19 protein-coding genes and 1 pseudogene are annotated in these 26729 nt (G+C 70.1%); 12 read left to right on the top strand and 8 right to left on the bottom strand.

All coding sequences use genetic code 11. From position 1 onward, the window contains the following. On the bottom strand, positions 1–2272 hold a 2272-nt coding region (locus tag MEICH_RS29595), incomplete at its 3' end, for a hypothetical protein (RefSeq protein ID WP_036219787.1). A gap of 204 nt (positions 2273–2476) precedes the next feature. Between MEICH_RS29595 and MEICH_RS0120605 the strand changes: the two genes are divergently transcribed. Further along, positions 2477–2743 (top strand): acylphosphatase, encoded by a 267-nt coding sequence (locus MEICH_RS0120605; RefSeq protein ID WP_027894174.1) that lies wholly within the window; start codon positions 2477–2479, stop codon positions 2741–2743. 64 nt (positions 2744–2807) lie between these two features. Here MEICH_RS0120605 and hflX read toward each other — a convergent pair whose 3' ends face one another. Beyond that, complete coding sequence (hflX, locus tag MEICH_RS0120600) at positions 2808–4478, bottom strand: GTPase HflX (protein WP_027894173.1); 1671 nt, start codon at positions 4476–4478, stop codon at positions 2808–2810. Between the two features lie 365 nt (positions 4479–4843). Between hflX and MEICH_RS0120595 the strand changes: the two genes are divergently transcribed. Then, positions 4844–5395: a YdcF family protein gene (locus MEICH_RS0120595; RefSeq protein WP_027894172.1), complete on the top strand. Its 552-nt coding sequence runs from the start codon at positions 4844–4846 to the stop codon at positions 5393–5395. Here MEICH_RS0120595 and MEICH_RS0120590 read toward each other — a convergent pair. The 3 genes from MEICH_RS0120590 to MEICH_RS0120580 all read right to left on the bottom strand — a co-directional run bounded on the left by MEICH_RS0120590 (position 5364) and on the right by MEICH_RS0120580 (position 7563). Beyond that, positions 5364–5813, bottom strand: a complete 450-nt coding sequence (locus MEICH_RS0120590) for a DivIVA domain-containing protein (protein ID WP_027894171.1) — start codon at positions 5811–5813, stop codon at positions 5364–5366. The genes MEICH_RS0120595 and MEICH_RS0120590 overlap by 32 nt on opposite strands. Before the next feature lie 284 nt (positions 5814–6097). Then, positions 6098–6742, bottom strand: a complete 645-nt coding sequence (locus MEICH_RS0120585; RefSeq protein ID WP_027894170.1) for a YggS family pyridoxal phosphate-dependent enzyme — start codon at positions 6740–6742, stop codon at positions 6098–6100. Positions 6743–6744: 2 nt separating this feature from the next. Further along, positions 6745–7563 carry a purine-nucleoside phosphorylase gene (locus MEICH_RS0120580; protein WP_027894169.1) on the bottom strand — a complete coding sequence of 273 codons (819 nt, stop codon included), beginning with the start codon at positions 7561–7563 and terminating at the stop codon, positions 6745–6747. Positions 7564–7899: 336 nt separating this feature from the next. On the opposite strand from MEICH_RS0120580, the gene MEICH_RS0120575 reads away from it, so the two are divergent. From MEICH_RS0120575 to MEICH_RS0120555, 5 genes are all read left to right on the top strand, one after another. Beyond that, complete coding sequence (locus MEICH_RS0120575; RefSeq protein WP_027894168.1) at positions 7900–10374, top strand: BamA/OMP85 family outer membrane protein; 2475 nt, start codon at positions 7900–7902, stop codon at positions 10372–10374. 383 nt (positions 10375–10757) lie between these two features. After that, positions 10758–11198, top strand: a complete 441-nt coding sequence (locus MEICH_RS0120570) for a hypothetical protein (protein ID WP_027894167.1) — start codon at positions 10758–10760, stop codon at positions 11196–11198. A gap of 2 nt (positions 11199–11200) precedes the next feature. Next, the gene (locus MEICH_RS26310) at positions 11201–14275 is read left to right on the top strand and encodes an AAA family ATPase (protein WP_051304387.1); all 3075 of its coding nucleotides are present in this window, start codon (positions 11201–11203) and stop codon (positions 14273–14275) included. Between the two features lie 98 nt (positions 14276–14373). Continuing rightward, positions 14374–16137 (top strand): DNA primase, encoded by a 1764-nt coding sequence (gene dnaG, locus MEICH_RS0120560; RefSeq protein ID WP_027894166.1) that lies wholly within the window; start codon positions 14374–14376, stop codon positions 16135–16137. A 52-nt stretch (positions 16138–16189) separates the two neighbouring features. Continuing rightward, the gene (locus MEICH_RS0120555) at positions 16190–16597 is read left to right on the top strand and encodes a YbjN domain-containing protein (protein WP_027894165.1); all 408 of its coding nucleotides are present in this window, start codon (positions 16190–16192) and stop codon (positions 16595–16597) included. A 393-nt stretch (positions 16598–16990) separates the two neighbouring features. Here MEICH_RS0120555 and MEICH_RS0120550 read toward each other — a convergent pair whose 3' ends face one another. Continuing rightward, positions 16991–17683, bottom strand: coding sequence for a YkgJ family cysteine cluster protein (locus MEICH_RS0120550; RefSeq protein WP_027894164.1), 693 nt, complete (start codon positions 17681–17683; stop codon positions 16991–16993). Positions 17684–17840: 157 nt separating this feature from the next. Here MEICH_RS0120550 and glgP point away from each other — a divergent pair, with 157 nt between their 5' ends. The 4 genes from glgP (at position 17841) to MEICH_RS0120530 (ending at position 22820) form a co-directional block, all read left to right on the top strand. Beyond that, positions 17841–20360, top strand: a complete 2520-nt coding sequence (glgP, locus tag MEICH_RS0120545; RefSeq protein ID WP_027894163.1) for an alpha-glucan family phosphorylase — start codon at positions 17841–17843, stop codon at positions 20358–20360. Between the two features lie 111 nt (positions 20361–20471). Then, complete coding sequence (mtnA, locus tag MEICH_RS0120540; RefSeq protein WP_027894162.1) at positions 20472–21491, top strand: S-methyl-5-thioribose-1-phosphate isomerase; 1020 nt, start codon at positions 20472–20474, stop codon at positions 21489–21491. Positions 21492–21740: 249 nt separating this feature from the next. Next, positions 21741–22358 carry a ComF family protein gene (locus MEICH_RS0120535; RefSeq protein ID WP_036219785.1) on the top strand — a complete coding sequence of 206 codons (618 nt, stop codon included), beginning with the start codon at positions 21741–21743 and terminating at the stop codon, positions 22356–22358. Between the two features lie 51 nt (positions 22359–22409). After that, the gene (locus MEICH_RS0120530) at positions 22410–22820 is read left to right on the top strand and encodes a hypothetical protein (RefSeq protein ID WP_027894160.1); all 411 of its coding nucleotides are present in this window, start codon (positions 22410–22412) and stop codon (positions 22818–22820) included. A gap of 15 nt (positions 22821–22835) precedes the next feature. On the opposite strand, the gene queA is transcribed toward MEICH_RS0120530, so the two are convergent. Further along, a complete protein-coding gene (gene queA / locus MEICH_RS0120525) occupies positions 22836–23870 on the bottom strand; it encodes a tRNA preQ1(34) S-adenosylmethionine ribosyltransferase-isomerase QueA (RefSeq protein ID WP_245587723.1) in 1035 nt (344 codons plus the stop codon). Between the two features lie 67 nt (positions 23871–23937). Further along, entirely contained in the window at positions 23938–25728 is a 1791-nt protein-coding gene (locus MEICH_RS0120520; RefSeq protein ID WP_027894158.1) for a S8 family serine peptidase, read from the bottom strand. A gap of 103 nt (positions 25729–25831) precedes the next feature. Here MEICH_RS0120520 and MEICH_RS29590 point away from each other — a divergent pair. After that, positions 25832–26729: pseudogene (locus MEICH_RS29590) on the top strand (hypothetical protein); the annotation flags it as partial.

Below are 26729 nucleotides of genomic sequence, written 5' to 3'. Positions count from 1 at the left end.
GCACCTCGCCCCAGGGGTGCTGCAGGCGCAGGCTGCCCTGCTCGAGGTCGCCCTGGGCGCTGAGCGTGGCGTCCTGCCCGGCGATCTCCACCGGCAGGGCCAGGGTGAAGGGGAACTTCCCGCTCAGTTGCACCCGCCCCTCGCCGATGCGGGCTTCCTGCAGGTTCAGGCGCACCGGCACCTGGGCCACCCGCACGGGGCCGAAGTCGGGCAGGGTCAGGCGGCCCTGCAGCGCGGGGCTCGGCCAGAGCGGGCCGGAGAGCCGGGCGTAGCCGCTGGTCTCGGCCCACAGGCGCTCGCCGCGCCCCTCGAGGCGCGCCTCGAGCCACGGCGTGCGCACCACGCCGGTCCCGCCGAAGCGCCCCCCCCGGTAGCTGAGGTCGGCCCGGGCCTCGACGAAGCCCAGCTCCAGCGGCCCCTGCACCCGCACCCCGTCCCCGCCCGCCCGGACCTGCAGGGTGTCGAGGCTGGCCCGCACCCCCTGCCCGTCGGCCACGCCCTGCAGGGGCAGGCGGCCCAGCGGGGTTCGCACCGCGCCGCTGAAGCGCGTGCCCATGCCCTCGAGCACCCCGTTCACCTCGGCGTAGTCGCCCAGCAGGCGCCAGTCGCCCGAGAAGGCGTTGCGGGCGTAGCGCACCTGCCCGCTGAGGGTGAAGTCGCCCCCCAGCCGCAGCGGCAGGCGGCGCACGCTGAGGTCGAGCACCCCGTCGGCGAACTGCCCCTCGGCGTAGTCGTTGGCGAAGCGCCACACCCGCCCTTCCTGGCGCACGGCGACGGGGAAACGGGTGTAGTCGGAGTCGTACTGGAGGTCGGCGCTGAAGCGCCCGTTCCTGAGGCGGCCGCTCCCGTTGAGGCTGCCCACGACCAGCTCGAGGCGCCGCAGGCTCAGGGCCAGGTCGTCCCAGCTCCCCGACAGCCCCACCTCCCCCAGCCGCCCCTGCACCCGGTTGCCGTCCCCCGTGAGGCGGCCCGAGAGGTCGAAGGGCTTAGCCACCGGGGGCAGGTTGACCGGCCGCGACACCACGTCGGCGCTCCAGCGGCTCCCCTGGCTGCGGAAGCTCACCCCGGCCTCGCCCAGCAGCGGCTTGGGCAGGGTGAGCCGCCCCTGGGCCTGCGTAGCGTTGCCCTGCCCGGTGAGCCGCAGCACGCTGCCCAGGTTGTCCTTGAGGTCTACGGCGTAGCTCTGGTTGACCAGCTTGACCCCGGCGGTGTAGGTGCGGTCGAAGAGGCGGCCCCCGATGGCGGCGTTGAGCCGGAAAACCTGGTCAAAGCCGAGGGTGCCCTTGTAGCTCAGCGGCTCGCCCACCAGCCTGCCCTGGCCCTCGTACTCCCCGGTGATCACCAGCTTCTCCCAGCCCCGGCCCTCCAGCAGCAGCGGGCCGCCGCCCTCCACCGGCAGCACCAGCCCGTAGCTCTTGGCCAGCTCGGCCAGCTTGGGGCGCCCCTGCACGCGGAAGGTGTAGTTACGGGCCTCGATGTCCACGGTGGCGTCGCCCACCACCGGCGCCCCCAGCGCACTGCCGGTGAGGTTGGCGGTGACGACGTTGTCCTTGAAGTCCACCGGGCCGGCGATGTTGGTGACGGTCAGGCCCACCACGCTGGCCTGGGCGTCCTTGAGCCGGCTGCGGCCCTGGATGCCGCGCGGGGAGAGGGTCCAGCGGGTGTCGAAGGTGCCGCCCTCGAGCCCCTCGTACCAGTAGCTCAGCGCCCGCACCTCGCCCGTAGCCTGCACCTCCCAGGCCTCGAACTCCCGCCCGGTGCGGCGCAATTGCCCGCTGGCCGAGCCCTTGGGCAGGGTGGCGGTGAAGGCGTAGCTGGGGCCGTTGCCCCGCAGCGACACGCTCAGGGGGGGCAGGGCCATGGCGCGGGCCTCGCCGAAGCGGACCTCCACCCCCTCGAGCCGCAGCTCGTCCACCTTGAGCTTGACCTGGGGCTCGGCCGCCGGGGGCCGGGCCTGGAAGATCTCCTCCCACTTCAGCGCCACCTGCCCGTCCTTGACCCGGATGCGGATGGGCAGCTCCCGCCGGAACAGCCCGGTGAGCCCGTACTCGAGCTGCACGCGCTCGCCCTCGAGCTTGATGCCGGGCCGCTCGAGCTTGACCCCGCGCACCTCGAGGCCGGTCAGGAGGTAGCCGCTGGTCCCTCTCCACTCGGCCTTGAACCCCACGCCCCTGAGGATCTCGCCTAAAACCAGCGACTGCACGGGCGGCAGCGCAGGAACGAGCCCGATGCCCAGCAGCAGGAGCACCGGAACCAGGCGCCACAGGCGCAATTTCCCCCTCTTCCCCGCTTGTTCCGTCCCCTTTTCAACCACCCTGACCCAACTTTCGCGTGAATTTATCCAGCTTTCAACGCCCACCGCGGAGCGCTCGAGGCTCATGATAGCCAATTTCTCCTGTGTGCTACGTGAACGCAGCCTGCAAAATGGTTATCGAACAGTTTGTCAAAGCCCCTCACGAGGGCTTAGGCTGGCCTCATGACCCGTATCGTCGCCCTGGTCAGCGGAAACGTCCAGGGCGTGGGCTACCGTGCCTACGCCCAGCGCAAAGCCCAAGAACTCGGCCTCAGCGGTTACGCCGAAAACCTCAGCGACGGCCGGGTTGAAGTGGTGGCCGAAGGCCCCAGGGAAGCCCTCGAGCACCTCCTGCACTTCCTCCGGCAGGGCCCGCGCCTCGCCCGGGTGGACCAGGTGGAGGTGCAGTGGAGTGAGGCTACGGGGTTGAAGGGGTTCAGGACGTATTGAGGTCGATAGCCGATAGCTAAACGCTCAACGCCGTAGGGGCGCGAGGTTTCGCGCCCCTACAAAATCAGCGGGTAGCGTCTGGAACGTAGCCGGATTGGGTCCAGGCCGCAGGGCGCGTGCCCCGGGCGATGAGTTCTTCGGCGATTTCCTGCTTGAGTTCGGGCAGGCCGCCGCCGTTGACGGCCGAGACCGCGAGCCCGCCCAGGCGTTCGCGGAGGAACTCGAGGTCGTACCCGCCCGCCCGGTCGGCCTTGGAGAGCACCAGGATCTTGGGCGCTTCCACCTCGAGGTCCCGCAGGATCTGCTCGACCACGGCGTAGCGCTCGAGCGCCCCCTCCTGCGAGGCGTCGAGCACGTGCAGCAGCACGTCGGCGTCGCGCAGTTCCTCGAGGGTCGAGCGGAAGGCCTCCATCAGCTCGTCGGGCATGTGGCGGATGAAGCCCACGGTGTCGGTGTAGAGCACCTCGCCCAGGCTGGGCAGGAAGCCCCGGCGGGTGAGGGGGCGCAGCGTGGCGAAGAGCTTGTTCTCGCCCTGCTCGCCCTTCTTGGCCAGGGCCTGCATCAGCGTGGTCTTGCCCGCGTTGGTGTAGCCCACCACCGAGACGATGGGCAACCCCCCGCGCTCGCGCTGGCGGCGGGTCTCCTGACGGCGGCCCGAGATCTCCTGGAGCTTCCGGGTGAGCTCGGCGATGCGGTCTTGCAGGCGGCGGCGGTCCTGCTCGAGCTTGGTCTCACCCGGTCCCCGCGTGCCGATGCCGCCGCCCAGCCGCGAGAGGCTGCGGCCCCGGCCCACCAGGCGGGGCAGGAGGTACTTGAGCTGGGCCAGCTCGACCTGCACCTTGGCCTCGGGGGTGCGGGCGTGCTGGGCGAAGATGTCGAGGATGAGCTGGGTGCGGTCGAGCACCTTGAGGCTGGTAGCGGCCTCGAGCTCGCGGGCCTGGGCGGGGGAAAGCTCGAGGCCGAAGATCAGCGTGGCGGCGTTCTCGTGGTAGGCCTTGCTCTGGAGGTCTTCGATCTTGCCGCGCCCGACCACGTAGCGCGCGTCGAGCACGGGGCGGTAGACCAGCTCCTTGTGGGTCACGATGGCCCCCGCCGTGCGGGCGAGCTCGGCCAGCTCGGCCAGGTCCACCTCGGCCTGGGTCCCCTCGCCCCGGTCGATGCCCACCAGGATCGCGCGCTCGCCCGAGCCGTCCTGAAGGTCAAGAACCCGGGCCTGCCGCGAGAGCTCCTCCTCCAGCGCCTCGACCGCGCCCCCGAGGTCCCACTCGAGGTACTCGTGGTAAGGGCGCGAGGGCAGGATCTGCCAGTCCTCCTCGTCGGCCTTGGGCGGGGAGAGCAGGGCGAGGTGCAGGGTGCGGGGCTGGCCGTCTTCGATCTCGAGCGCCGCCATCACGTCGAGGCGGTGCAGGAAGAGGGCGGAGAGGTCAGGGCGGGAGAGCCCGCCCTTGCCGAGGTGCGTGTGAATCAGGCGATACCCGGAGAGCCGGGTCTCGATGTACGCCCCCTCGGGGATGGGCACCTCCTTGGCATCCCCCACCGCCACCCGGATCACGTGCCCGCCCCGGTCGAGCAGCAGGCTGACGGGCCTTCCGATCTCATCGGAGAGCCCCGCGAGGGTGTTGGCGAGTTCGGCCGTCAGGAGGCGATCCGCCGGGACCCGACGCCGGTACAGGTTAACGAGCCGCTTTTTTTCGCTGGGTTTGAGTCCGTTGGTCCTGCCGAAAATTTGCTCCATTAGGTAATGGCTCGAGTATAGCACCGCACCCAGGCGCTATTGGGCACACTCGCACGTTTGGGAAGGGTCTAGGGGCGATGGTCGATAGTCGCTGATAGCCGAACGCCGAACGCTAAACGCCGGGCGCGGGTCGTACGTCTGATGCGGGTCGTACGTCCTACGTCGTACGCCGTACGCAAAACGCAAAACACCTTGCTCCCCCCTTAGCAAGGGGGGCTGGGAGGGGATAAACCCTCCCCGTACGCGGGGAGGGGCAACCACGAGCCACTAGTCTTTCGCTGACGGCTGACGGCTGATAGCTGACCGCTGACGGCTTACCGCTTACACCCTGCCCCTTGCCGTCCCCAGGCTGTAGACTGGAGTTCATGCGCTGGCTGGCGTTGTTGTTCGCGCTCCTCCTGCTGCTGAGCCCTGGGGTGGGGGTTCGGGGGGCGGGAGCTGCCGGGCTGCGGTACATCGTGGTGCTGGGGGCGGCGCAGTACAACGGCAAGCCGTCGCCCATTTTCAAGAACCGCCTCGAGGCGGCCTTGGGCCTCTACCGGCAGGGGGCGGCTCCTGCTGTCGTGGTCACGGGGGGGCGGCAGCCCGGCGACCGGTACAGCGAAGGGGAGGTGGGGTGCAACTACCTGCGCCTGCGCGGCGTGCCCTCGGAAGCCCTGGCGTGCGAGCAGCGCAGCCGGAGCACCTGGCAAAACCTCGCCAACATCCTGCCCCTGGTCAAGGGCCAGCCCATCCTCATCGTCACTGACGAGCCCCACCTGCCCCGGGCGTTGCTGCTGGCCGAGCGGCTGGGGCTCAAGGCGCAGGGCTTCGCGGTCAAGGGCAACTTCTCGCAGGCCTACTACCAACGCGAGACCGTGCTCACGCTGCTGGCCCACATGGGCATCACGGACGCTTATAGCGATCGAGGGAAGTGAGGTAGCCCTCGAGCAGCGCCCGGAACTGGTTGACGAACAGGTCGCGCTCCTGCCGCAGGGCCTCGATGTCCCCGCGGATGCGCTTCATCTCGGCCACGATCTCCTGCATGGTCTGCTCGCGGGCCGACTCGGCCTCCCGCTTGATCAGCTCGGCCTCCCGCTCGGCCTGCTGCTTGATGTCGCGGGCGATGCGCTCGGCCGCCACCACCGCCCGCTTGAGGTCGGCCTCGCCCTCGCGGGCCTGGCTCAGCTCGCTCTCGAGCGTACGGATGCGTTCACGCAAGCTCTCGTTCTCCTCGGTGAGGGCGGTGAGGCGGTCGGCCACCTGGGCCAGGTACTCCCGCACCTCGGCCACGGCATACCCCCGCAGCCCTTGCTTGAACTCCTGGTAGCGAACGTCGAGGGGCGTCAGGTCCATAGCGCTCTCTTTTCTAGACCCAAGGCTAACGGTGCGGGGCGGGGTTTGGCAATGGATGTCTAACGCTGAACGCCGATGGCTGATGGCCGAGCGCCGGGCGTGGGTCGTACGTCCTACGTCGTACGCCAAACGCCAAACGCAAGACGCGAAACGCCTTGTCACCCCCCTTAGCAAGGGGGGTTAGGGGGGTTAAACCCTCCCCGCGTGCGGGGAGGGTTGGGGAGGGTTCCCCACGAGCCACAGGCCACGAGCCATTAAACCTGCTCGCCGCCGACGGGCCTGGCTCAATCCGGCTCGAAGATTGCCGTTCCCACGCGCACAATCGTGGCCCCCTCCTCCACGGCGACCTCGAGGTCGCCCGACATGCCCATGCTGCGCTCGGGGAGGGCGTAGCGGTCGGCCAGGCGGGAGAGCTGGGCGAAGACGGGGCGCACGGTCTCGGGGTCTTCGGTGTAGGGGGCCACGGTCATGAGGCCGCGCAGCTCGAGGCCGCTCAGGTCGCGGAGCTGGGCGACGGCTTCGGGGAGTTCTTCCTCGAGGAAGCCGTGCTTCTGCGGCTCGCGCCCCACGTTGACCTCGGCCAGGACAGGCAGCACCCTGCCCTTCTCGCGGGCTTTGAGGTCGAGGGTCTGGGCCAGGCGCAGCGAGTCCACCGAGTGAATCAGGGCGAAGTCGAGCACGAACTTGGCCTTGTTGCGCTGCAAGGGCCCGATGAAGTGCCACTCCACGCCCCCCAGTTCGGCCATCTTGGGCAGGGCCTCCTGCACCCGCGACTCGCCCAGCGGGTAGTTCCCATGGGCCAGGACCCGCTGGCGGATCTCCTCGACCGTGTGGCCCTTGGTGACCGCGACCAGCTTGACCGCGGCGGGGTCGCGCCCCCCCTGGCGGGCGGCCTGCTCGATGCGCTGCAGCACCTTTGCCAGGCCCATCGTCAGATCGCGGCCAGGATGCCGCGCACGAACTTGCGGAAGGTGGCCCCGCTGCGGGCGGCGACCTCGAGCACCTCCTGCTCGGTGGCGTGGTGGTCGCGGTCGGGGATGGCCATGTCGGTGATGGTGGAAAGCCCCAGCACCCGCGCGCCCAAGTGGCGCAGGGCGATCACCTCGGGCACGGTGCTCATGCCGATGGCGTCGGCCCCGATCTGGCGCAGCACGCGCAGCTCGGCGCGGCTGGCGAACTGCGGCCCCGGCCACCAGGAGTACACCCCCTCGCGTAGGGTGATGTCCTGGGTGCGGGCCACCGCGCGGGCCTTGGCGACGAGCTCGGGGTCGTAGGCGTCGAAGGTCACGGGGAAGCGCGGCCCGAAGCGCTCGTCGTTGGGGCCGCGCAGGGGCGAGAGCCCGGCGTAGTTGATGTAGTCGAGGTGGAGCATCAGGTCGCCGGCGTTCCAGTTGGGGTTGAGCCCCCCGGCCGCCGAGGTGACGAAAAAGGTGCGGGCCCCCAGGAAGAAGCCCACCCGCTGGGGAAACACCACCGCGTCGGCGTCGTAGCCCTCGTAGTAGTGCACCCGGCCCTTGTAGGCGGCCACCCGCTTGCCCTCGAGGTGCCCCAGGATCAGCTTGCCCTCGTGCCCCGGCGCGGTGGAGCGGGGAAAGTGGGGCAGTTCGGCGTAAGGCAGCACCGCCACGGGCTCGATCTCGTCGGCCAAGGGGCCCAGCCCCGAGCCCAGGATGATGCCGTAGTCGGGGACAAAGTCGGTGGTAGCGCGGATGTGTTGCACCGTCTCCTGGATCTGGTCGTAGCCTGCCATGAGGCCAAGATTACCATGCTGAAGGCAGGAAGCGGGGACTCGTGGCCTGTGGATTATGGCTCATGGTGGGCCCCACCCCTTCCCTCCCCGCCGGCGAGGAGGGTTTATCCCCCCTGCCCCCCTTGCTAAGGGGGGTGAAGAAGGGGCGTTTGGCGTTTGGCGTTTGGCGTTTGGCGTACGACGTAGGACGTACGACCCGCGTTAGGCGTTGGGCGTTCGGCCATCGGCTATGGGCTATCAGCGTTCAGCGTCCGACATTCGACATCCCCCCATCGGCCACCGGCAGTTCAATTCCCCTCTCACAAGCGGCTAAGATGGTGCAGGTATCTTTGCGCCATGAAGCGACTGGGTCTTTTCTTACTTTTATTGCTGGGCCTGGCCCTGGCCGCCCCCATCGAAGAGGTGGAGGTTCGCGGCGGGGACACGGTTTTGCAGGCCCTCGCCCGCATCGCGCTGCCCTTCGGGGTGGGGGATGAGCCGGGCGACCTCGAGGCCGCCCGCAAGGCGGTGCTGGACACCGGGTATTTCAAGGACGCCAAGGTGCGGCTGGAGGGCAACAAGCTCATCGTGGAGGTCGTGCCCAACCCGCCGGTCGAGAGCGTGGTGGTCGAGAGCAAGGTCTTCCCCCAGGCCACGCTGGTGCGCTACCTCGAGACCCAGTTCGCCATCGGCCCGGAGGTCACCTACAACGCCAAGAAGGCCCGCGAGGCCGCCGACGGGCTGGCCCAGGCCTACCGCCAGCAGGGCTTCCCCTTTTTCCCGGTTATCAACGTCAAGGCCGAAGAGGGCAGCAAGGGCGTCAAGCTCACCTTCAGCGTGGAGGAAAACCCCGAGCTGAAGAAGGTCGAGGTGGGCGAGGCGACCTACGTGCCGCGCGACCGACTGCAGGCCCTGTTCAACAGCGTGCCCCAGGACGGCCGCTTCGACGTCCAGCGCTACATGGAGGCCGTCAACCAGGCCAACCAGCTCTACAACGCCGCCGGCTACCGCGGCAGCGGGGTGGACACCGAGCAGACCCAGTTGCAAGACGGCACCCTCAAGGTGGCCCTGCGCGAGCTCAAGGTGGCCGAGATCCGCGCCGAAGGCCTCGAGGTGGGCGACCTCGGCCTCAAAGCCGGCGACCCCTTCAACTACGACAAGCTCCTCGACAGCGTCAACGCCCTGTCGCGGCGCCTGGAACGCAACATCGAGCCCCAGCTCGAGCTCACCCCCGCGGGCGTGCGCATCACCCTCAAGCAGGGGGCCGAGCGCTACGGGCCCATCACCGAGGTGCGCGTCGAGGGGAACACCGCCTTCCCCAAGGAGCGGCTGCTCGAGCGCATCCGCCTCAAGCCCGGCGACATCTACAACCCCGCGCTCGCCCAGGAAGACTTCGGGCGCATCCTCAGCCTCTACCGCGAAGCGGGCTACGAGATCGTCGCCCAGCCGCAGATCCGCTTCCAGGACGGGGTCTACACCCAGACCATCCAGGAGATCCGCATCGAGGGCTACGAGATCAACGCGGGCGAGAACCCCCGCACCCAGCGCGAGACCATCCTGCGCTACCTGCCCCAGCCCGGCAGCCTCTACTCGGTCGCCGCGCTGCGCTCGGGCCTCACCAGCATCGTGCGCAGCGGCATCCTCGCCGAGCCGCCGCAGGTCAACCTCAAGCAGGGCTCGGCCCCCGATAAGGTCATCGTGACGCTGGGGCTCAAGGAGGCCCGCACCCTGCAGCTCCTGCCCACGCTGGGCTGGAGCAGCATCGAGGGCTGGTCGGGGAGCCTGCGCGTCTCCGACACCAACCTCTGGGGCCTGCTGCACAACGGCAGCCTCGAGCTCTCCTTCGGACAGAACGACGCGGGCGATCCCGTGTCCTTCAGCGTCTCCTACCAGATCCCCTGGCTCTACGCCGACTTCGCCGACTTCAAGGAGGTCAGCACCTCGGTGGGCCTCTCGGTCTACACCGTGCCCAGCCCCAACAACCCCCTCCTCGACGCCAACGACAACAAGACCAACTGGGAGTTCACCGAGCGCAAGACCGGTTTCCGCATCGGCCTCAGCCGCCCCCTCTCCAAGGACCTGCCCAACCTGCGCCTGGGCCTGGGGCTGCGCTACGAGTACGTGGTGCCCAAGCTCGAGACCGGCAACGCCCCCAAGCCCTGCAGCGACCCCGACGCCCCCGACAACTGCACCGACCTCAGCGAGGACGAGGCCCGGGCCCTGCTGGAGAAGCCCTACGGCACCTTCCGCCTCGAGGGCAACGCCTCGTACGGCCAGGTCAACAACCCCCGCTTCCCCACCCAGGGCTTCAGCACCGACCTCCAGACCGCCTTCGGCATCACCACCACCCAGGGCGAGTCGGCCAAGACCTTCGTGCCCTTCTCCATCACCGGCAAGACCTACTTCGGCCTCGACGACGTGGGCCGCCAGGCGATCGCCCTGCGCCTGTCGGCGGGCGTGGTGCTGGGCAACCCGCCCGAGAGCCAGCGCTTCTTCCTCGGCGGCGCCGTCGACGACGTCAGCACCCTGCGCGGCTACGACCCCCGCACCCTCAGCGGCATCTACCTGCTGTCGGGCGGCGTGGAGTACCGCTACGACTTCGGCCTGAGCCCCAGCGGCGCCGGCACCAACATCTACGCCGTGGCCTTCACCGACTTCGGCAGCGCCTGGGGCCCCAGCGAGCCCTTCGGGCTCAAGCTGGGCTACGGGCTGGGCGTGGTGGTCGAGCTCGACGTGCTGGGCGCGCTGCTGCCGCCCTTCCGCGTGGAATACGGCTTCAGCCCGGAGAACCCCGGCGGCAAGTTCTACTTCCGCTTCGGCTCCTGGTTCTAATACCAGATTCGGTTAGTTCGTCACCGTTCGGTGACGAACTAACCCGACCGAAGGGAGTGCTCTAGGATTCAAAAAGATAGCCTCCAGGGTTCTGGGTTGGATGATTATCTTTTTGAATCCGGTATAAGTTCCTCCGGGGTGACCAGGGCCTCGAGGCAACCCCTCGAGGCCCCTTTCTTGCACTCTCGCCCAAAACCGGCCTCCGGGTTGTATGCTGGAGCGCGGCCGGAAAGTCGGGCGGTGGGGCCAGAGTGCGCTGCCATCGGGTTTTTCCTCGCTTAGTGAGGGTTGGAACGTATGAGGTTAATGCACGCTCATTCAAGCCTTAAGAAAGCCTCAACACAAAGTGAGGCTTTTCTTAGGAAGTGGGTATCATGGGGCCGATGAAGGCCTTCCCAGCCGCGCGGGGCATGGCCCTCGAGGACAGCGTCGAGGGCTTCTGGGAGCGCTTCGCGGCGCACGCCCAGGAGTGGCCTATCGCCCCAGAGCCCCTGGGGAGCCCGATCCTCGAACTGCTCACCCCCTCGGGCGTCCTTCACGCCTTCGACCGGGGCCTCACCCCGGCCCCGCGCAGCCCGGTGCGGGTGGTGCTGCACGGCGTGGTGGAGTCCGCCGAGCCCGCCGAGGCGGGCGGCATCAGCCACCTGGGCGGGGGCCGCTACGAGCTGCGCGGCCGGGTGCTGCGGGCGCTGGAGCGCGGGTTCTACCTCTTCGCGGTAGGCAGCCCCGAAGTGCTGTTCGTGCTGGCCTCGAGCCAGCCGCTGGAAGCTGAACAATCCCTGGCGGTCCGGCTGGCGCCGCCCCTGATGGCCTTCCGACCCTAGCCATGGCGAACAGCACCTGCACCCGCTGTGGTCACCCCAACCCGCCGCAGGCCGACTTCTGCGTGCGCTGCGGCACGCCGCTGCACCCGGCCTACACCCAGGAGCGGCGCTGGGTGACGGTGCTGTTCTTCGACCTCTCGCGTTTCACCGAGTACCTGCTGGCCCACCCGCTCGAGGACACCTGGCGCACCGTCGACGGCGCCTTGCAGCAGGCCGCCCAGGAGGTGCGCAACCGCGGCGGCACCGTGGACAAGTTCTTCGGCGACGGCATCCTGGCGGTCTTCGGGGCCCAGCGCAGCCAGGACAACGACGCCGAGGCCGCGCTCGAGGCCGCCCGCAGCATGGTGGCCTCCAGCCCGCTGCCGGCGCGGGTCGGGGTGGCGAGCGGGCTGGTGCTGCGCACCCCGCTGGGTGGGGGGATGGCGGGCGACCAGACCGTGCTGGGCCCGGCCGTAAACCTGGCCCAGCGCCTCTCAGCGGCGGCCCCGCCCGGGGAGGTGTGGTGCGACGAGGTGACCATCCGGCTGGTGCCGCGCGCGCGGGTCGAGGCCATGCCCGCGCAGGTGCTCAAGGGCTACGCCGAGCCGCTGGCCCCGCTGAGCTACCTGGGGCTCAGCGAAGAGCCCCCGGAGATCGTGGGCCGCGAGTACGAGCTCGCCCAGCTCCAGGCGGCGCTCGAGGCCGTGCAGCGCGGCCAGCCGCGGCGGGTGGTGATCCACGGGCCCATGGGCATCGGCAAGAGCCACCTGGTGCAGCACTTTCTGCGCGGCCTGCCCAAGGGGGTGCGCGGGCTGCTCGCGCCCCGGGTCGGCACCTCCACCGCGCTGCGGCAGGCCATCCGGCAGGGCCTCGAGCCCTTCGTCAAGGGCAGCTTAGCCCAGTGGGTGCAGGGCATGGACCTCAACGAGCCCAGCGAGGCCGCGCTGGCCTACACGCTGGGCCTCACCGACCAGCCCGACCTCGAGCCCCGCGACCTCGAGCGCTACCTCATCCAGGGCTGGCGGGCGGCGCTGGAGATGCTGGCCCAGCAGTCGCCGCTGGTGCTGGTGCTCGAGGACCTGCACTCCACCGAGCCGGCCATCCTCGAGTTCACCCGCCAGGCCCCCGAGGGGCGGGTGCTGATGGTGATGACCGCGCGCCGCAACCGCTGGTCGCGCGGCCCCGACCTGCAGATCCTCGAGCTCGCCCCCCTCAGCCTGCAGGACTCCGAGCGGCTGGCGCGCGCCTGGCAGCCGGGGCTCGAGCCGCGGCGGGCCCTGACCCTGGCCGGCCTGAGCGCGGGCTTCCCGCTGGTGCTGCGCGCGCTCATCACCCACCCCCAGGGCGAGCCCGAGCCCACCCCCTTCTACCAGCCCCGCCTCGACAGCCTGCCCCGCCTGGTGCGGCAGGCCCTGCACACCGTGGCGGTGCTGGGCGACGGCACCCCCAACGAGCTGGTGCGCTTCGTGCTGGGCGACGACATCGACCTCTCGCGCCTGGAGGCCGAGGGCTTCGTGGAGATGGGCGAGCAGGGGCTGGAGTTCGTGGTGCCCTTCCTGCGCGAGGCGGTGCTGGGGCACGTCAGCGCCCAGCAGGCCAAGGACTGGCACCTCCAGGCCGCCCGCTGGTACCAGCAGAAGGGCCGCCTCTTCGAGAGCGCGCGGCACCTCGAGGCCGCCGGCGACAGCCTCTCGGCCTTCCGCTTCTGGCGGCTGGCCGCCCAGCGGGCCTGGGCCGAGATGCAGTACGACCGGGCCTTCGGGGCCTACCGCGAGGCGCTGCGCCTGGCCGAGGGCAACCTGCAGACCACCACCGCGCTCGAGATGGCCGAGCGCCTGCTGAGCCTGGGCCGCTTCGCCGAGGCCAGCGAGATGCTCGGCCCCCACGCCACCCTCAACCCCCTCGCCGAGGCCCTGCGCGCCGAGGCCTTCTTCGAGCGCGGGATGATCGACGAGGCCCTCAGCCTCTTCCCCGCCGCCTGCGAGGAGCCCCGCGCCCTGCTGGCCAAGGCCCGCCTGCTGCCCCAGGAGGCCCAGTCCATCCCCCCCGAGCTCCCCCAGAACCTCCAACCCCTGGCCTACCTGCGCCTGGGGCAGGCCGCACTGTGCCAGCAGAACTACGCCGAGGCCGTCCCCTGGCTCCAGGCCTACCTCGAGGCCGGCGAGCCCGCCCCCTACCGCGAGGCGCTGGGGCGGCTCGAGCTGGCCCAGGCCCTGTGGCGCTGCTACCGCCCGGGCGAGGCGCTGGGGGTGCTGCAGAAGCGCACCCCTAACCCCGACCTGCCTGCCGGGCTCCAGCTCGAGGGCCTGTGCGAGCTAGCCGCCCTGCAGATGGACACCGCCCTCTACCGCCCCACCTACGCCACCCTCGAGCTCATGGCCCGCTACCTGCCCAACGTCCCCCCCGCCGCCAAGGCCAAGGCCTACGCGGTGCGGCTGCGCTATTTGCTCGAGACCGGCTACCTGCAGGAGGCCGTGCAGTGGGGCGAGCGGGCCTGCGGCGAGCTCGCCGACGGCTGGCTCGCGGCCCACCTGGCCCTGGCGCACGCCCTGGCCCCCGGCGATGCCCACACCCGCGCGCTCGAGCGCCTCGCCCAGGGCCTGCGCTACGACGACCACCCCGACACCCAGGGCCTGATCCAACTGGCTTTGGGCACGCGGGCCTGGCACCTGGGCTTCGACCCCCGCAAGGCCCTCAAGGCCGCCCTGGTCGCGGCCCGGCGCCACCCCAACTCCTGGGTCTACCATCGCAGCCTGCTGGTGCTGGGCCTGTACCACAGCGAGCGCAACCCCACCCGCGCGCGCCACCTCGCCCAGTACCTCATGAACCACACCGGCAAGACCGGCTTCGTCGCCATGCACGAGCTGGCCCGGCTGCTGCGGGTGCAACTGGAGCTCGAGCAGGGCCGTGAGGTGCTGCACCTGCTGCAATTCCAGCCCTCCAACGCCTTCTCCCACGCCTGGCGCGCCGCGCTGCTGCGCCGCCTGGGCGAGAGCGTGCCCACCTCGCCCCTGCGCGCGGTGGAGGGCTACGGCATCCTGGGCGAGTGGCTCAAGCACTTCTGGGACAGCGGCCTGGCCGCGTCCTCATCGTCTTGAACGGGCCGCTTTGGGGTAACATAAAGGTCTAACGCCACGCGGTGGTAAGCTAAAGCCACACCGCCGCTACACCGTGTTGATCCCTTCAGGATCGCCCTATGGACTTTAACAGCGCCCAAGCGGTCGAACAGATCCGGTCTCGGCTCCCCATCGCCGAGCTGGTGGGCCGTTACGTGGCGCTCAAGCCGGCGGGCAAGGGGCGGCACAAGGGGCTGTGCCCCTTCCACCCCGAGAAGACCCCCTCCTTCCAGGTCGACGAGGCTAAGGGGTTGTTCTACTGCTTCGGCTGCAAGGCCGGGGGCGACCTCTTCGCCTTCTTGCAGCGCGTCGAGGGGCTGGAGTTCCGCGAGGCCCTCGAGCGCCTGGCCCGGGAGACCGGCGTCGAGCTGCCCGAGTTCCGGGCGCAGGGCAAGAAGCGCGAGCTCTACGAGGTGCTCACCCTCGCCCAGGAGTACTTCCGCTCGCACCTGGCCGGGGCGGGCCTGGAGTACCTCAAGAAGCGCGGCCTGAGCGAGGAGTCGGTCGAGAAGTTCGGGCTGGGCTACGCCCCGCCGGGCTGGGACGGGCTGTTGCGCTACCTGCAGAACAAGGGCGTCAGCCCGGAGGAGGCCAACCAGGCCGGGGTGCTGGCCGAGCGCGACGGGCGATTCTTCGACCGCTTCCGCAACCGCGTCACCTTCCCCATCCTCGATAGCCTGGGCCGCGTGGTGGCCTTCACCGCCCGCGCCCTGGCCCCCGAGGACACCCCGAAGTACCTCAACTCCCCCGAGACCAGCCTCTTCAAGAAAAGCCTGCTGCTCTACGCCTACCCCCAGGCCCGCCAGGCCATCCGCGACAAGGCCCGCGCGGTGGTGGTGGAGGGGCTCTTCGACGCCATCGCGCTGCACCAGTTGGGCTTCCCCGAGACGGTGGCGGTGCTGGGCAGCAGCCTCTCGAGCGAGCAGGCGCACCTGCTCAAGCGGCTGGAGGTGCGCGACCTCTACCTCTCCTTCGACGCCGACGAGGCCGGGCGCAAGGCCACGCTGCAGAGCCTCGAGCTCGACGTCGTCAAGAGCTTCCTGGTGCACTCGGTGGCGCTGGAGGGGGGCAAGGACCCCGGCGACCTGCTGCTCGCCCCCGACGGCGCCCAGCGCTACGCCCTGGCCCTGCACAACGCCCTCCCCGAGGTGGAGTTCCGCTTCCAGGTGGCCGCCAGGGGCGTCAACCTGCAGACCCCCCAGGGCAAGCAGCAGGTGCTCGACGCCCTGCTGCCGCGCCTGGTCTCCCCCGACCCGCTCGACAAGGTGGTGACCGCGCTCAAGCAGGTGCTGATGAGCCGGCTGCACCTCGAGCTGCGCGCCATCGACGACTACATCCGCAGCCGTGCCGGCCGCGCCCCGGCCGCGCGCCGCGCCCCCAACCCCGCCACCTCGCTCGGGCTCTCCCGCCCCGACCTCTCCGAGAAGCGCCTGTTGCGCGAGCTGGACGTGATCTCGCTGCTCTACTCCGCCCCCGACGCCGAGTTCAGCAACTGGTGCCAGTACGTCGAGGACCACACCTGGCCCCCCGAGGGCAGCCTGCTCGCCGACTTCATGCTGGCGGTCAAGGAGGGGAAGAACAAGGCCCGCGTGATCCGGCACTTCCAGGAGCGCGGCGAGGGCGACCGCCTCTTCGACGCGCTGATGAAGCGCCCCGAGGAGGCGCCGCAGGACCTCGAGCAGACCCTCCAGACCAGCATGGCCCGCCTGCGCGAGGTGTACTACGAGATGCGCCTCGACAAGCTCAAGCAGGAGCTCAAGACCAACCCCAGCGTCGAGCTGCTCAAGGAGATCCAGGAGATCCAGCGGGCCATCGAGGCCGAGCGCCGGGTGTACCTCAAGTAACCGCCGGTCGGCCTCGGCAGCAAATTGGCCCGCGCCACAGTAGGATGGGGCGGTGGAAAGCGAAGTCCTCTCCCTCAACGCCGAAACCCTCCGGCTTCTGCTCGAGCTGCCCGGCATCCAGGTCGAACGGGTCGAAGAAGACCTCTTCAGCATCACCTACTCCAGCGGGCTCAAGGCCCGCCTCATCACCTACGGCGACGACCCCCTGCGCAGCCTCCAGCTCCGCGCGGGCTTCTCCGGCTTCACCAAGATCGAGCTCAAGCACATGAACCAGTGGAACAAGCGCTACCGCTTCAGCAAGTGCTACCTCGACGACGACGGCGACCCCCTGCTCGAGACCGACCTCGAGCTCACCGGCGTCACCCGCGAGACGGTAGTGAAGTTCGTGCAAAACTTCGACGACCAGTCTAACCTCTTCTTCTCCTACCTCCGCATGATCGACGCGGGGTTGATGGAGTGAAGCAGGCTTGGAAGCCGTAAGCCGTCAACGGTCAGCTTTCAGCCGTCAGCGGTAAGCGGGAAGCTAGTGGCTCGTGGTGAACCCCACCCCGCAGGCGGGGAGGGCTTATACCAGATTCGGTTAGTCCGGCGCCGAACGGCGCCGGACTAACCCGACCGAAGGGAGTGCTCTAGGATTCAAAAAGATAGCCTCCAGGGTTCTGGGTTGGATGATTATCTTTTTGAATCCGGTATTATCCCCCCCAGCCCCCCTTGCTAAGGGGGGGAACAAGGCGTCTGGCGTTTGGCGTTTTGCGTTTTGCGTTCGGCGTACGACGCAGGACGTACGACCCGCGTTAGGCGTCGGGCGTTCGGCTATCGGCGTTAGGCATTCGGCGTCCAGCCCCCAGCCTTTTCACCCCACCCAAAACCCCCACTCCCCACCCAGCACGCCGAGGCCCTGCAAGTAGTCCCGGACGGCTTTCTCACCCCGGTTTAGCGCCGCCTGGAAGTCCGCTTGGCCCAGCAGGTACAGCAGCGAGGCCAGCTCGCCGATCACGGTGAAGCCCCGGAGGGCTTGCTCCTGTTCCCAGAGGCTGTGTGCCAGGCGCTCGGAGCTTTGCCAGGGCCTGCTCAGGTAGTGCTCGGGGCCGTGGTGGGGGCGCAGCCGGGCCTCGTAGGCGGAGCGATCGGCGCCTTGCAGGTTAGGGACGGCGCCGGGGGCGCAGTAGCGGGCCTCGAGGTCGGTGAGGACGCCCCGGCAGGCCAGGGGGCGGGCGGTGTAGGCCGAGCAGGTGCCCTCGGGGGTGAGCAGGGGACAGGGGTTGGCCTCGGCGAAGTAGCGGCTGGGGAAGTCCGGGGTGTTCTTCTCCCGGCGGAGCCGCTGCAGCCGCAGGGCGCCCTGGGCCTGGGCGCGCTCGAGCGCCCGCGGCTCCAGCCGCGCCCGCAGATACTCGGCCTCGGCCAGCCCCACCGTTACCAGCGCGTGGCAGCAGGCCGCGCAGCCCGCCCGGCAGCTCGGGCGCAGGCCGGCGCGCTCGAGGTAGCGCGCGCTCCGCGCGTCCTGGGCGCGGTGGGCCTGGGCGACCTGTTCGTCCATCTCCCCCATTTCCTCCCCGAGTGTAAGGCCTGAGGTTAAGCGGGCGTGAAGCCGGGGTGCTCGAGGTTAACGCCCGGCATAATTATGCGTCCTCGCCGGAGAAAAGCCCTTCATGCTGGCGGTTTACGGCCTGGAGTTCATCTCGAGGTGGTACAATCCCCCAGACATGAACGTACTGGGTCGCATCACAGCCATGCCCACCCTGCCGGAGCCCGTCAAGGGCTTGCGCGAGGTGGCCTATAACCTCTGGTGGAGTTGGAACCCGGCGGCGCAGCAGGTGTTCGACCGCCTCGACCCGTCGCTTTGGAAGCGCTTCCGCGGCAACCCGGTCAAGGTGCTGCTCGAGGTCCAACCCGAGCGCCTGCACAACCTCGCACAGGACGCTTCCTTCAAGGGCGAGGTCGAGGCGGTGGTCTCGGCCTTCCAGAAGTACCTCGCAGCCCGCCCCAAGAACCGGCACGAGGTGGCCTACTTCTCGATGGAGTACGGCTTCCACGAGTCGCTGCCGATCTACTCGGGCGGCCTGGGCATCCTGGCGGGCGACCACATCAAGTCGGCGAGCGACCTGGGCTTGAGCCTGGTGGGCGTGGGCATCTTCTACCACCAGGGCTACTTCCGCCAGGTGCTCACCGCCGAGGGCCAGCAGACCGAGGCCTACGACGAGTACAGCGCCACCGAGCTGCCCCTCACCCCGGTGCACGACCTCGAGGGCAAGCCCCTGCGCGTGGGAGTGGAGTTCCCCGGCCGCACCGTCCACGTCACGGCCTATAAGGCCCAGGTGGGCACCATCCCGGTCTACCTCATGAGCACCAACCTGCCCGAGAACTCCCCCGAGGACCGCCGGATCACCGCCCGCCTCTACGAGCCCGGGCAGGAGGCCCGCATCCAGCAGGAGCTGGTGCTGGGCGTCGGCGGGGTGCGGGTGCTGCGGGCGCTGGGCCTCTCCCCCACGGTCTTCCACATGAACGAGGGGCACGCCGCCTTCCAGGGCCTCGAGCGCATGCGCGAGCGGATCGCGGCCGGGATGCCCTTCCGCGAGGCGCTCGAGCTCGTCGCGGCCTCTTCGCTCTTCACCACCCACACCCCGGTGCCCGCCGGGCACGACACCTTCCCCCTCGAGCTCATCGACCGCTACCTCGACGGCTGGTGGGGCCGCCTCAACCTCAGCCGCGACCAGTTCCTGGCGCTGGGGCTGGAGCAGAAGGAGTACGGGCCGGTGTTCTCGATGTCGCACCTGGCGCTGGCGACCTCGAGGGCCGCGGGCGGGGTGTCCGAGCTGCACGGGGCGGTCTCGCGCGAGATGTTCCACGGCATCTGGAAGGGGCTGGAGGTCGAGGAGGTGCCCATCTCCCACATCACCAACGGGGTGCACACCTGGACCTTCCTCCACCCCGAGCTCGCCGAGCTCTACAACCGGGTCTTCCCCAAGGAGTGGCGGGATAAGCCCTGGGAGCCGGGCCTGTGGAAGGCCGAGCTGCTGAGCGAGTCGGAGCTGTGGCGCATCCGCAACAAGCTGCGCCTGCACCTGGTCAACGACGTGCGCCAGCGGCTCTATGAGACCCGCCGCCGCAACGGCGAGGTCCCCGCACGCCTGCGCGCCACCGAGAAGGTGCTCGACCCCGCCGCCCTCACCATCGGCTTCGCCCGCCGCTTCGCCACCTACAAGCGCGCGGTGCTGCTGTTCAAAGACCCCGAGCGGCTGCTGAAGATCATGAACGGCCCCTACCCGCTGCAGTTCGTCTTCGCGGGCAAGGCCCACCCCAAGGACGACCCCGGCAAGGCATTCATCAAGGAGCTCGTCGCCAAGATCAAGGAGCTGGGCCTCGAGGACCGCATGATCCTGCTCGAGAACTACGACATGGGCATGGCCCGCACCCTGGTGCAGGGCGTGGACGTGTGGCTCAACACCCCCCGCCGCCCCATGGAGGCCTCGGGCACCTCCGGCATGAAGGCCGCGCTCAACGGCGCGCTCAACTTCTCCATCCTCGACGGCTGGTGGGCCGAGGGCTTCAACACCCGCAACGGCTGGGCCATCGGCGACGAGCGGGCCTACGCCAGCGACGAGGCCCAGGACACCGCCGACGCCCAGAGCCTCTACGACACCCTCGAGTTCGAGATCCTGCCGCTGTTCTACGCCCGCGGCGCCGAGGGCACCCCCAGCGGCTGGCTGACCATGGTGCGCGAGAGCATCAAGAGCTGCGGCCCCACCTACTCCGCCGCCCGCATGGTGCACGAGTACGACCTCAAGTTCTACAGCCCCATCGCCGAGCGCGCCCGCTCGCTCGAGGCCCAGAACGCCGAGAAGCTCAAGGAGCTGGCCAACTGGAAGAGCCAGCTCGAGCGGGCGTGGGGCAACGTGCGGCTGTGGGTGGACAACCCCGGCGACACCATGGCCAACGGCGAGGGCATGCCCGTCAAGGCCTACCTGGTGGCGGAGGGGCTCCCCGAGGGCACCCTGCGCGTCGAGCTGGTGGTGCGCCGGGGCACGGGGGAGCTCGAGGTCGTCGCGCTAAAGCCCCAGGGCCGCGAGCGCGAGGCGCTGGTTTACGGAGGCACCTACCTCCCCAGCCGCCCCGGCTCCTACGTCTACGGCGTGCGGGTGGTGGCGGTGCACCCCAGCCAGAGCGAGGTCGAGTTCGTGCGCTGGGCCGGGGAGGTGCCCCAGCCCGAGTACGCCCACCGCTGAACGCTCGAGCACCGTCAGGGCCGGCCCTTTTCCGGCTGGCAGGCGCTTGAAGCGGCTGCCCGGCAGGGCGCTCCCGCCCGCCCCGCCCCGGCGCCGCGTAGACTGTGGGGCGTGGAACGCGCAGTCCCTTTCCGTTACGAAGGCGACACCTTCTGGCTCCTCGACCAGCGCAAGCTGCCCTTCGAGGAGGTGTGGGTGCCCTGCCGCACCGCGGCCGAAGCCGCCGCGGGCATCCGCGACATGGTGGTGCGGGGCGCCCCGGCCATCGGCGTGACCGCCGCTTACGGCATGGTCCTGGCCCACCTCAGCGGCGAGGACCATGCCGAGGCCGACCGCGTGCTGCGCCAGAGCCGCCCCACCGCCGTCAACCTCTTCTACGCCCTCGACCGCATGAAGCCGCACTGGGGGAGGCTCGAGGCCACCCTCTCCGAAGCCCGGGCCGTCTGGGACGAGGTGGAACAGACCGAACAGGCCATCAGCCGCCACGGCGCGGCGGTGCTCAAGGGCCAGGTGCTGACCCACTGCAACACCGGCCCGCTGGCGACCGGCGGCTACGGCACGGCGCTGGGGGCCATCGTGGAGGCCTACCGCCAGGGCCGGGTGACCCACGTCTGGGTGGACGAGACCCGCCCCTACCTCCAGGGCGCCCGCCTCACCGCCTACGAGCTGCACAAGGCCGGGGTCCCCGCCACCCTCATCACCGACAACATGGCCGCCTACCTGATGGGCAAGGGCCAGGTGGACGCCGTAATCCTGGGCACCGACCGCATGGCCACCAACGGCGACTTCGCCAACAAGATCGGCACCTACGGCCTCGCCGTGCTCTGCCATTACCACGGCATCCCCTTCTACCCCGCGCTGCCGCTCTCCTCGGTTGACCCCCGGCTCAGCAGCGGCAAGGACATCCCCATCGAGGAGCGCAGCGCGCTCGAGGTCACCACCGTGCGCGGCGTCGCCATCGCCCCCGAGGGCTTCCCCGCCGCCCACCCCGCCTTCGACGTGACGCCGCACCACCTCATCACGGGCATCGTCACCGAGCACGGCGTGTTGTACCCGCCCTTCGACGAGTCGCTGCCACAGGCGCTGGCGAGGAGCGCGGGACGGCAAGCGTCGGTGGCTGATGGTCGGTAGTCGATGGTCGATAGCCGATAGCTGATAGCCGAACGCTAAACGCCAGACGCTGGGCGCGGGTCGTACGTCGTACGTCGTACGCAATACGCCTAACGTCGAACGCCCAACGCCGAACGCGAGATGCGAGATGCAAAACGCAAAACACCTTAGCAAGGGGGGCTGGGGGGGATACCCACACGAGCCACAAGCTGACGGCTGAGGGCTGACCGCTGATAGCTGACCGCTCCTTTGTGGCAGAATTACTCCAGAATGTCACCGTTTCTGGAGGCACTGCTGGGGATGCGCTGCCCGGGGTGTGGGGGGAGGCTCGACCTGGGGGGGCTGTGCCGGGCTTGCCGGGAGGAGTTGAAGCCGCAGCACGGGCCTAATCTGGTCTACCTGGGGGGTTACCGGCGGTGGGGGCGGGTGGTGCGGGCGCTCAAGTACGGCGGCAAGCGCGACCTGCTCGAGGCCATCGTCCCGCCCCTGGCGGTGGGGGTGCGGCAGACGTGGTGGAGCCTGCACGGGGTGACGGCGGTGCCTACGCTGCCTCACCGGAAGCTGGCGCGGGGCTACAACCAGGCCGAGTTGTTGGGGCGGGCGCTGGCGAAGGCGCTCGAGCTCCCCTACCGCGAGACCCTGACCCGCCAGCGCTACACTCCCTCGCAGACCCGGCGGCGCCTCAGCGAGCGCGGGGAACTGCCCGAGGACACCTTCAGGGCCCGGGCGCCGCTCGAGGGCCGCTGGCTGCTCGTGGACGACGTGATCACCAGCGGCAGCACCTACCGCCGGGCGCGGGCGGTGCTGCTGGGGGCCGGGGCGCAGAAGGTCTACGGGGCCTGCATTGGCGTGCGGAATCCCAATGTTCTCAGGGACGTGTCGCTATAATGCCCGCAACCCCGACGCTGTTCGCGTTGGCGGCTTTACAGGAGGTGGGCGGTGAAAGGTGCGAAGATTCGCAGGCTCGAGGAGCTGATCTCCCACCTCAAGGAAGGCCGCTACCGGATCGGGCCCCACGTCGCCAAGCACATGGTCCAGGAGGGCTTCACCGAGCTGGACGTGGTGCAGGCGGCGCAGTGGGGCCGTGAGCTGGCCGTCTACCCCGAGGACCAGCGCATGCTGGTGCTGGGCTACATGGCCTTTCCGCCGCGGCTGCGGCTGCCGCTGCACGTGGTGCTGGAATACGCCCAGCCCCGCTGGGTGGACATCGTGACGGCCTTCATCCCCCGCGAGCCGCACCGGGTGTACTCCAGGGCCCGCGTGGCGGCGCTGGTGCGCTTCGACGGCGAGGTGGAGAAGGTGCGCTGGGTGAGGCCCCGCTTCCTCACCGACGACCAGATCCCCCGCTAGCAGACGCTCTAGGCCCTACAGGATCAGCATCGCGTCGCCCAGGCTGTAGAAGCGGTAGCGCTCCTCGACGGCGGTGCGGTAGGCCCGCATCGTCAGGTCGTAGCCTGCGAAGGCCGAAACCAGCATCAGCAGCGTGGACTTGGGCAGGTGGAAGTTGGTGATGAGCGCGTCCACGGCGCGGAAGGTGAAGCCGGGGCGGATGAAGAGCTGGGTCTCGCCCCCGCCCGCCCGGAGCCCCTGGCCCTGCCAGGCCGACTCGAGCGTGCGGACCACCGTCGTCCCCACCGCGACCACCCGGCGGCCCTCGGCCTTGGCGCGGCCCACGGCCTCGGCGGTCTCGAGCGGCACCTCGTAGGGCTCGGCGTGCATGGTGTGGCGGTCGGGGTCGTCCTTGACCGGCTTGAAGGTGCCGGGGCCCACGTGCAGCGTGACGTAGCGGGGCTCGACGCCCATGGCGCGGATGCGCTCGAGCAGTTCCGGCGTGAAGTGCAGGCCCGCGGTGGGGGCCGCCACCGAGCCCGGCGTGCGGGCGTAGACGGTCTGGTAGCGCCGGGGGTCTACGGAGGCGTGGATGTAGGGCGGCAGCGGGGTCTGGCCCAGGGCCTCGAGGTGCTCCCACACGTTGCCGGAGAAGCGCAGCACGCGGGTCCCGTCCTCCTCGACGGCGATCACTTCGGCCTCCAGGCCGTCGGCGAAGCGCAGCCCGCCCTTGGCCCGCTTGGCGGGCTTGAGCATGGCCTCCCAGACGCTCCCGCGCCCCTCGGCTGTCCCCTCGGGGGATAGCTCCCGCACCAGCAGCACCTCGACCGGGGTGCCCTGGGGGTTGGTGGCGAAGAGCCGCGCCGGGATGACCTTGCTCTGGTTGAGCACCAGCACGTCGCCGGGGCGCAGGTACTCCACCACGTCGCGGAAGACGCGGTGCTCGAGCCGCCCGCCCGCGCGGTGCAGCACCATCAGGCGCGAGGCGTCGCGGGGCTCGACGCCCTGCTGGGCGATGAGCTCGGGGGGCAGGTGGTAGTCGAAGTTTTCCAGGGTATAGCTCGCGCCCACGCCCCCCAACATAGCAGAACCCGGGGGCGGCCAGTTCGCCCCCGGGCCAGGAGGAGGGACGGCAGTGCTACTGCCGGACCAGCTTGTCGCCTTCGGCCACGCCCTCGTAGGTCGTGGGGGTGTTGAGGTAGCCCTCGAGCACCACCTTCCAGCTCCCCGCCTGCGGGTTGGGGATGCTCACGGCCTCGCCGCTCGAGGCGCCTTGGGCGCTGGAGCCCATCAGCCGGCCGTCGGGGGCGTAGACGTAGAGGTCGAGGTCGAGAGCGGGGTTGCCCCAGTCGGTGCGGACGTGCAGCGCGGTGTAGCCCGGGGGCACGCTCACGGTGTACTCGTGCTGGCTCTTGGTCGCGCAGCCCACCAGCGGGGCGCAGGCGGCGGCCCCCACCGTCCCGCTCCAGGCGCTGAGGGTGTCGGTGGTGAGGGTGTAGCGGTTGGGGTTGGACTTCACCGCCAGACGGACCGCCTCGTAGGCGTTGAGGTAGCCCGCGCCCACCTCCCACAGCTCGCGCCGCTTCACGGTGAAGCCGTCGGCCTGGTAGTACATCGGGCGGGCGGTCTTGGACATCATCTCCAGCGCGCCCTCCAGGCGCAGGTTGGGGTTGGCCTCGAGCATCAGGGCCAGGGTGCCCGAGACGTGGGGGGTCGCCATGGAGGTGCCGCTGATGCTGCTGTAGAAGGCCCCGTAGAGCGGGTCGCCGGTGTAGGGCGGGGTCACGGCGCCGGTCGTGGCCCGGGCCGCGATGATGCTCACGCCGGGGGCGGTGATGTCGGGGTGGTGCAGGGCGTCGCCGGGCACGCCGCGGCTGGAGAAGCCGGCCAGGAAGCCCTTCTTGTCGCCCGCGGCCACCGAGATCACGCAGGGCGAGGCCGAGTAGGGGTTGAGGGTGTCGGGGTCGGGGCCGTCGTTGCCCGCCGCGAAGACCACCAGCACGCCGAGGTCGTAGGCCCGCTTGCTGGCGAGGGCGATGGCGTTGTAGGGGTCGAAGCGCCGCCCGGAGGTGCCCCAGGAGTTCGAGATGACCCGCACGTTGTACTTCTCGCGGATCTCCGGCTTGAGGGCGAAGTCGAAGCCCTGCAGCGCGTAGAGGATGGAGATGCCGTCGCCGGTGCCGATGCCCACCAGGGTCGCGCCGGGGGCCACGCCGGTGTACTTGCCCTGCGAGGCCGTGCCCAGCCCGGCGATGGTGCTCGCGACGTGGGTGCCGTGGCCGCTGGTGAGGTCGGTGTTGTCGAGGTCGGCGTAGAGGTAGCCGCCCACCGGGGTGTCGGTGATGGGGCCGACGATCTTGACGTTGCGGCCCACGTTCTTGCCCAGCACCAAGTCGGGGTGGGTGGCGTCGATGCCCGAGTCGATCACGGCCACGCCCACGCCCTTGCCCGACAGGCCGAAGGCGGCGCGCGCCCGGTCGGCGCCGATGAAGCCAACGCTCTCGTTGAGGAAGAACCTCAGGGGCTCGTCCTGCTCGATGGAGACCAGCCCGGCCGGCTCGAGCGCCGCCTTGAGCTGCTGCACGAGCTCCTGGGTGATGAGGGTCTTGACCGCGACGACGGGGAGGTTCTCGAACACCCCCAGCCCGTTGCCCGCCGTCAGGCCGAGGTTGGCGTCGATCCAGTCGATGGCGCGGGCCTTGGAGGCGTCCTCGAGGAAGCCGAGGATCAGCGTGCCCACGCTGCCGTAGCGCAGGTTGCTCGAGACCTGTGCGCCGGAGGGCGCGCTGGCGTAGAGGGCCTGGCACTGTGTGAGCGAGGTGCGGCTGGACTGCTTGGGGGCCTTGGACCCCGTCTCGCCGGCCGTCCCGCCGCAGGCGACCAGAATACCCGTGAGAACTAGGCTTGCCGCGAATTGCCAACTCTTCATGCGCGATTGACCTCCTCTAGCTGTGTTTTCAACCTACGCGCTTCCCCTCAAAAATTGCTCAAACTCCCGGTAAAAATCCGCTGAGAAGGTTAAGCTTTAGCTAATGCTCCCCACGCGCCTGCGCTCCCGCCTCGAGCACGCCCCGCGGCTGGTGGTGGCGCCGGTGGGTCTGGGCTTCGGGCAGGCGGAACTGGCCGAGTGGGCGCGGGCGTCGGGGCGCCGGGCCGGGCCCGACCTGGAGGCCCTGCGCGGCTCCGCAGCCCTGTGGCTGCCCTGCTCGCGCCGCGAAGCCCAGCTATCGGGCGGGTGGGCCCTGGAAGACACCCTGTTCCTGAGCGAGACCGAGCTCACCTGGACCCTCGAGGAGTGGGAGCAGCAGCTCCCGGAGGCGAGCGCCGAGTTCCGGCGCTCGAGCTTCGAGGCCGCCGGCGGCTGGCCGGAAGGGCTGCGGCTGTGCCGGCAGCTCCAGGAGGCCGCGCCCCAGGACCTGGCCGGCCACCCCCTGGTGCAGGCCCACCTGCGGCGGCTGATCCCCGCGCCCGACCTCGCCGCCCTCGAGCGCCTCGCCCGCTTCCCCCTGATCGTCCCGGAGCTCGCGGAAGCTCCCCAGGCCGAGGTGGCCGACCTGTACGACCGGGGCTACCTCTACCGGCAGGGCGGTGCCCTCGCCCTGCCCCGGCTGCTGCAGCAGGCGCTGGCCCCCCACCCCGACCCGGGCCTGAGCCGGGAGCTGGCCCGCCGCCTTTGGGAGCGGGGCGAGCGGGACCTGGCCCTCGAGGCCCTGCGCCGCGCCCGGCTGTGGCCGGAGTACCTGGAGTCGCTGGCCCACGCGCTGCAGGCCCAGACCCCCGAGGGCGAGCTGCGCCGCTTGCTGGCCCCGGTGCCCGAGGCCCTGCACGGCCACCCGGCCTTCCTCTACCTGGTGGGCCTGCTCGAGCGCGTCCGGGGCGAGCTGGGCGGGGCCAACCGCTGCTACCAGGCCGCCTTCGCCCGCGCCGAGG

It is taken from the genome of Calidithermus chliarophilus DSM 9957, assembly GCF_000430045.1.
GTDB lineage: Bacteria > Deinococcota > Deinococci > Deinococcales > Thermaceae > Calidithermus > Calidithermus chliarophilus.
This window is presented reverse-complemented; position numbering and strand designations above follow the sequence as displayed.

Bases quoted from the DNA above. Each gene is read 5' to 3' on its own strand.
- dnaG (WP_027894166.1), top strand. From the start codon at position 14,374: ATGGACTTTAACAGCGCCCAAGCGGTCGAACAGATCCGGTCTCGGCTC.
- hflX (WP_027894173.1), bottom strand. From the start codon at position 4,478: ATGGAGCAAATTTTCGGCAGGACCAACGGACTCAAACCCAGCGAAAAA.
- MEICH_RS0120575 (WP_027894168.1), top strand. From the start codon at position 7,900: ATGAAGCGACTGGGTCTTTTCTTACTTTTATTGCTGGGCCTGGCCCTG.
- MEICH_RS0120590 (WP_027894171.1), bottom strand. From the start codon at position 5,813: ATGGACCTGACGCCCCTCGACGTTCGCTACCAGGAGTTCAAGCAAGGG.
- MEICH_RS0120595 (WP_027894172.1), top strand. From the start codon at position 4,844: ATGCGCTGGCTGGCGTTGTTGTTCGCGCTCCTCCTGCTGCTGAGCCCT.
- glgP (WP_027894163.1), top strand. From the start codon at position 17,841: ATGAACGTACTGGGTCGCATCACAGCCATGCCCACCCTGCCGGAGCCC.
- MEICH_RS0120585 (WP_027894170.1), bottom strand. From the start codon at position 6,742: ATGGGCCTGGCAAAGGTGCTGCAGCGCATCGAGCAGGCCGCCCGCCAG.
- MEICH_RS0120550 (WP_027894164.1), bottom strand. From the start codon at position 17,683: ATGGGGGAGATGGACGAACAGGTCGCCCAGGCCCACCGCGCCCAGGAC.
- MEICH_RS0120520 (WP_027894158.1), bottom strand. From the start codon at position 25,728: ATGAAGAGTTGGCAATTCGCGGCAAGCCTAGTTCTCACGGGTATTCTG.
- MEICH_RS0120570 (WP_027894167.1), top strand. From the start codon at position 10,758: ATGAAGGCCTTCCCAGCCGCGCGGGGCATGGCCCTCGAGGACAGCGTC.
- MEICH_RS26310 (WP_051304387.1), top strand. From the start codon at position 11,201: ATGGCGAACAGCACCTGCACCCGCTGTGGTCACCCCAACCCGCCGCAG.
- MEICH_RS0120580 (WP_027894169.1), bottom strand. From the start codon at position 7,563: ATGGCAGGCTACGACCAGATCCAGGAGACGGTGCAACACATCCGCGCT.
- MEICH_RS0120605 (WP_027894174.1), top strand. From the start codon at position 2,477: ATGACCCGTATCGTCGCCCTGGTCAGCGGAAACGTCCAGGGCGTGGGC.
- MEICH_RS0120535 (WP_036219785.1), top strand. From the start codon at position 21,741: ATGTCACCGTTTCTGGAGGCACTGCTGGGGATGCGCTGCCCGGGGTGT.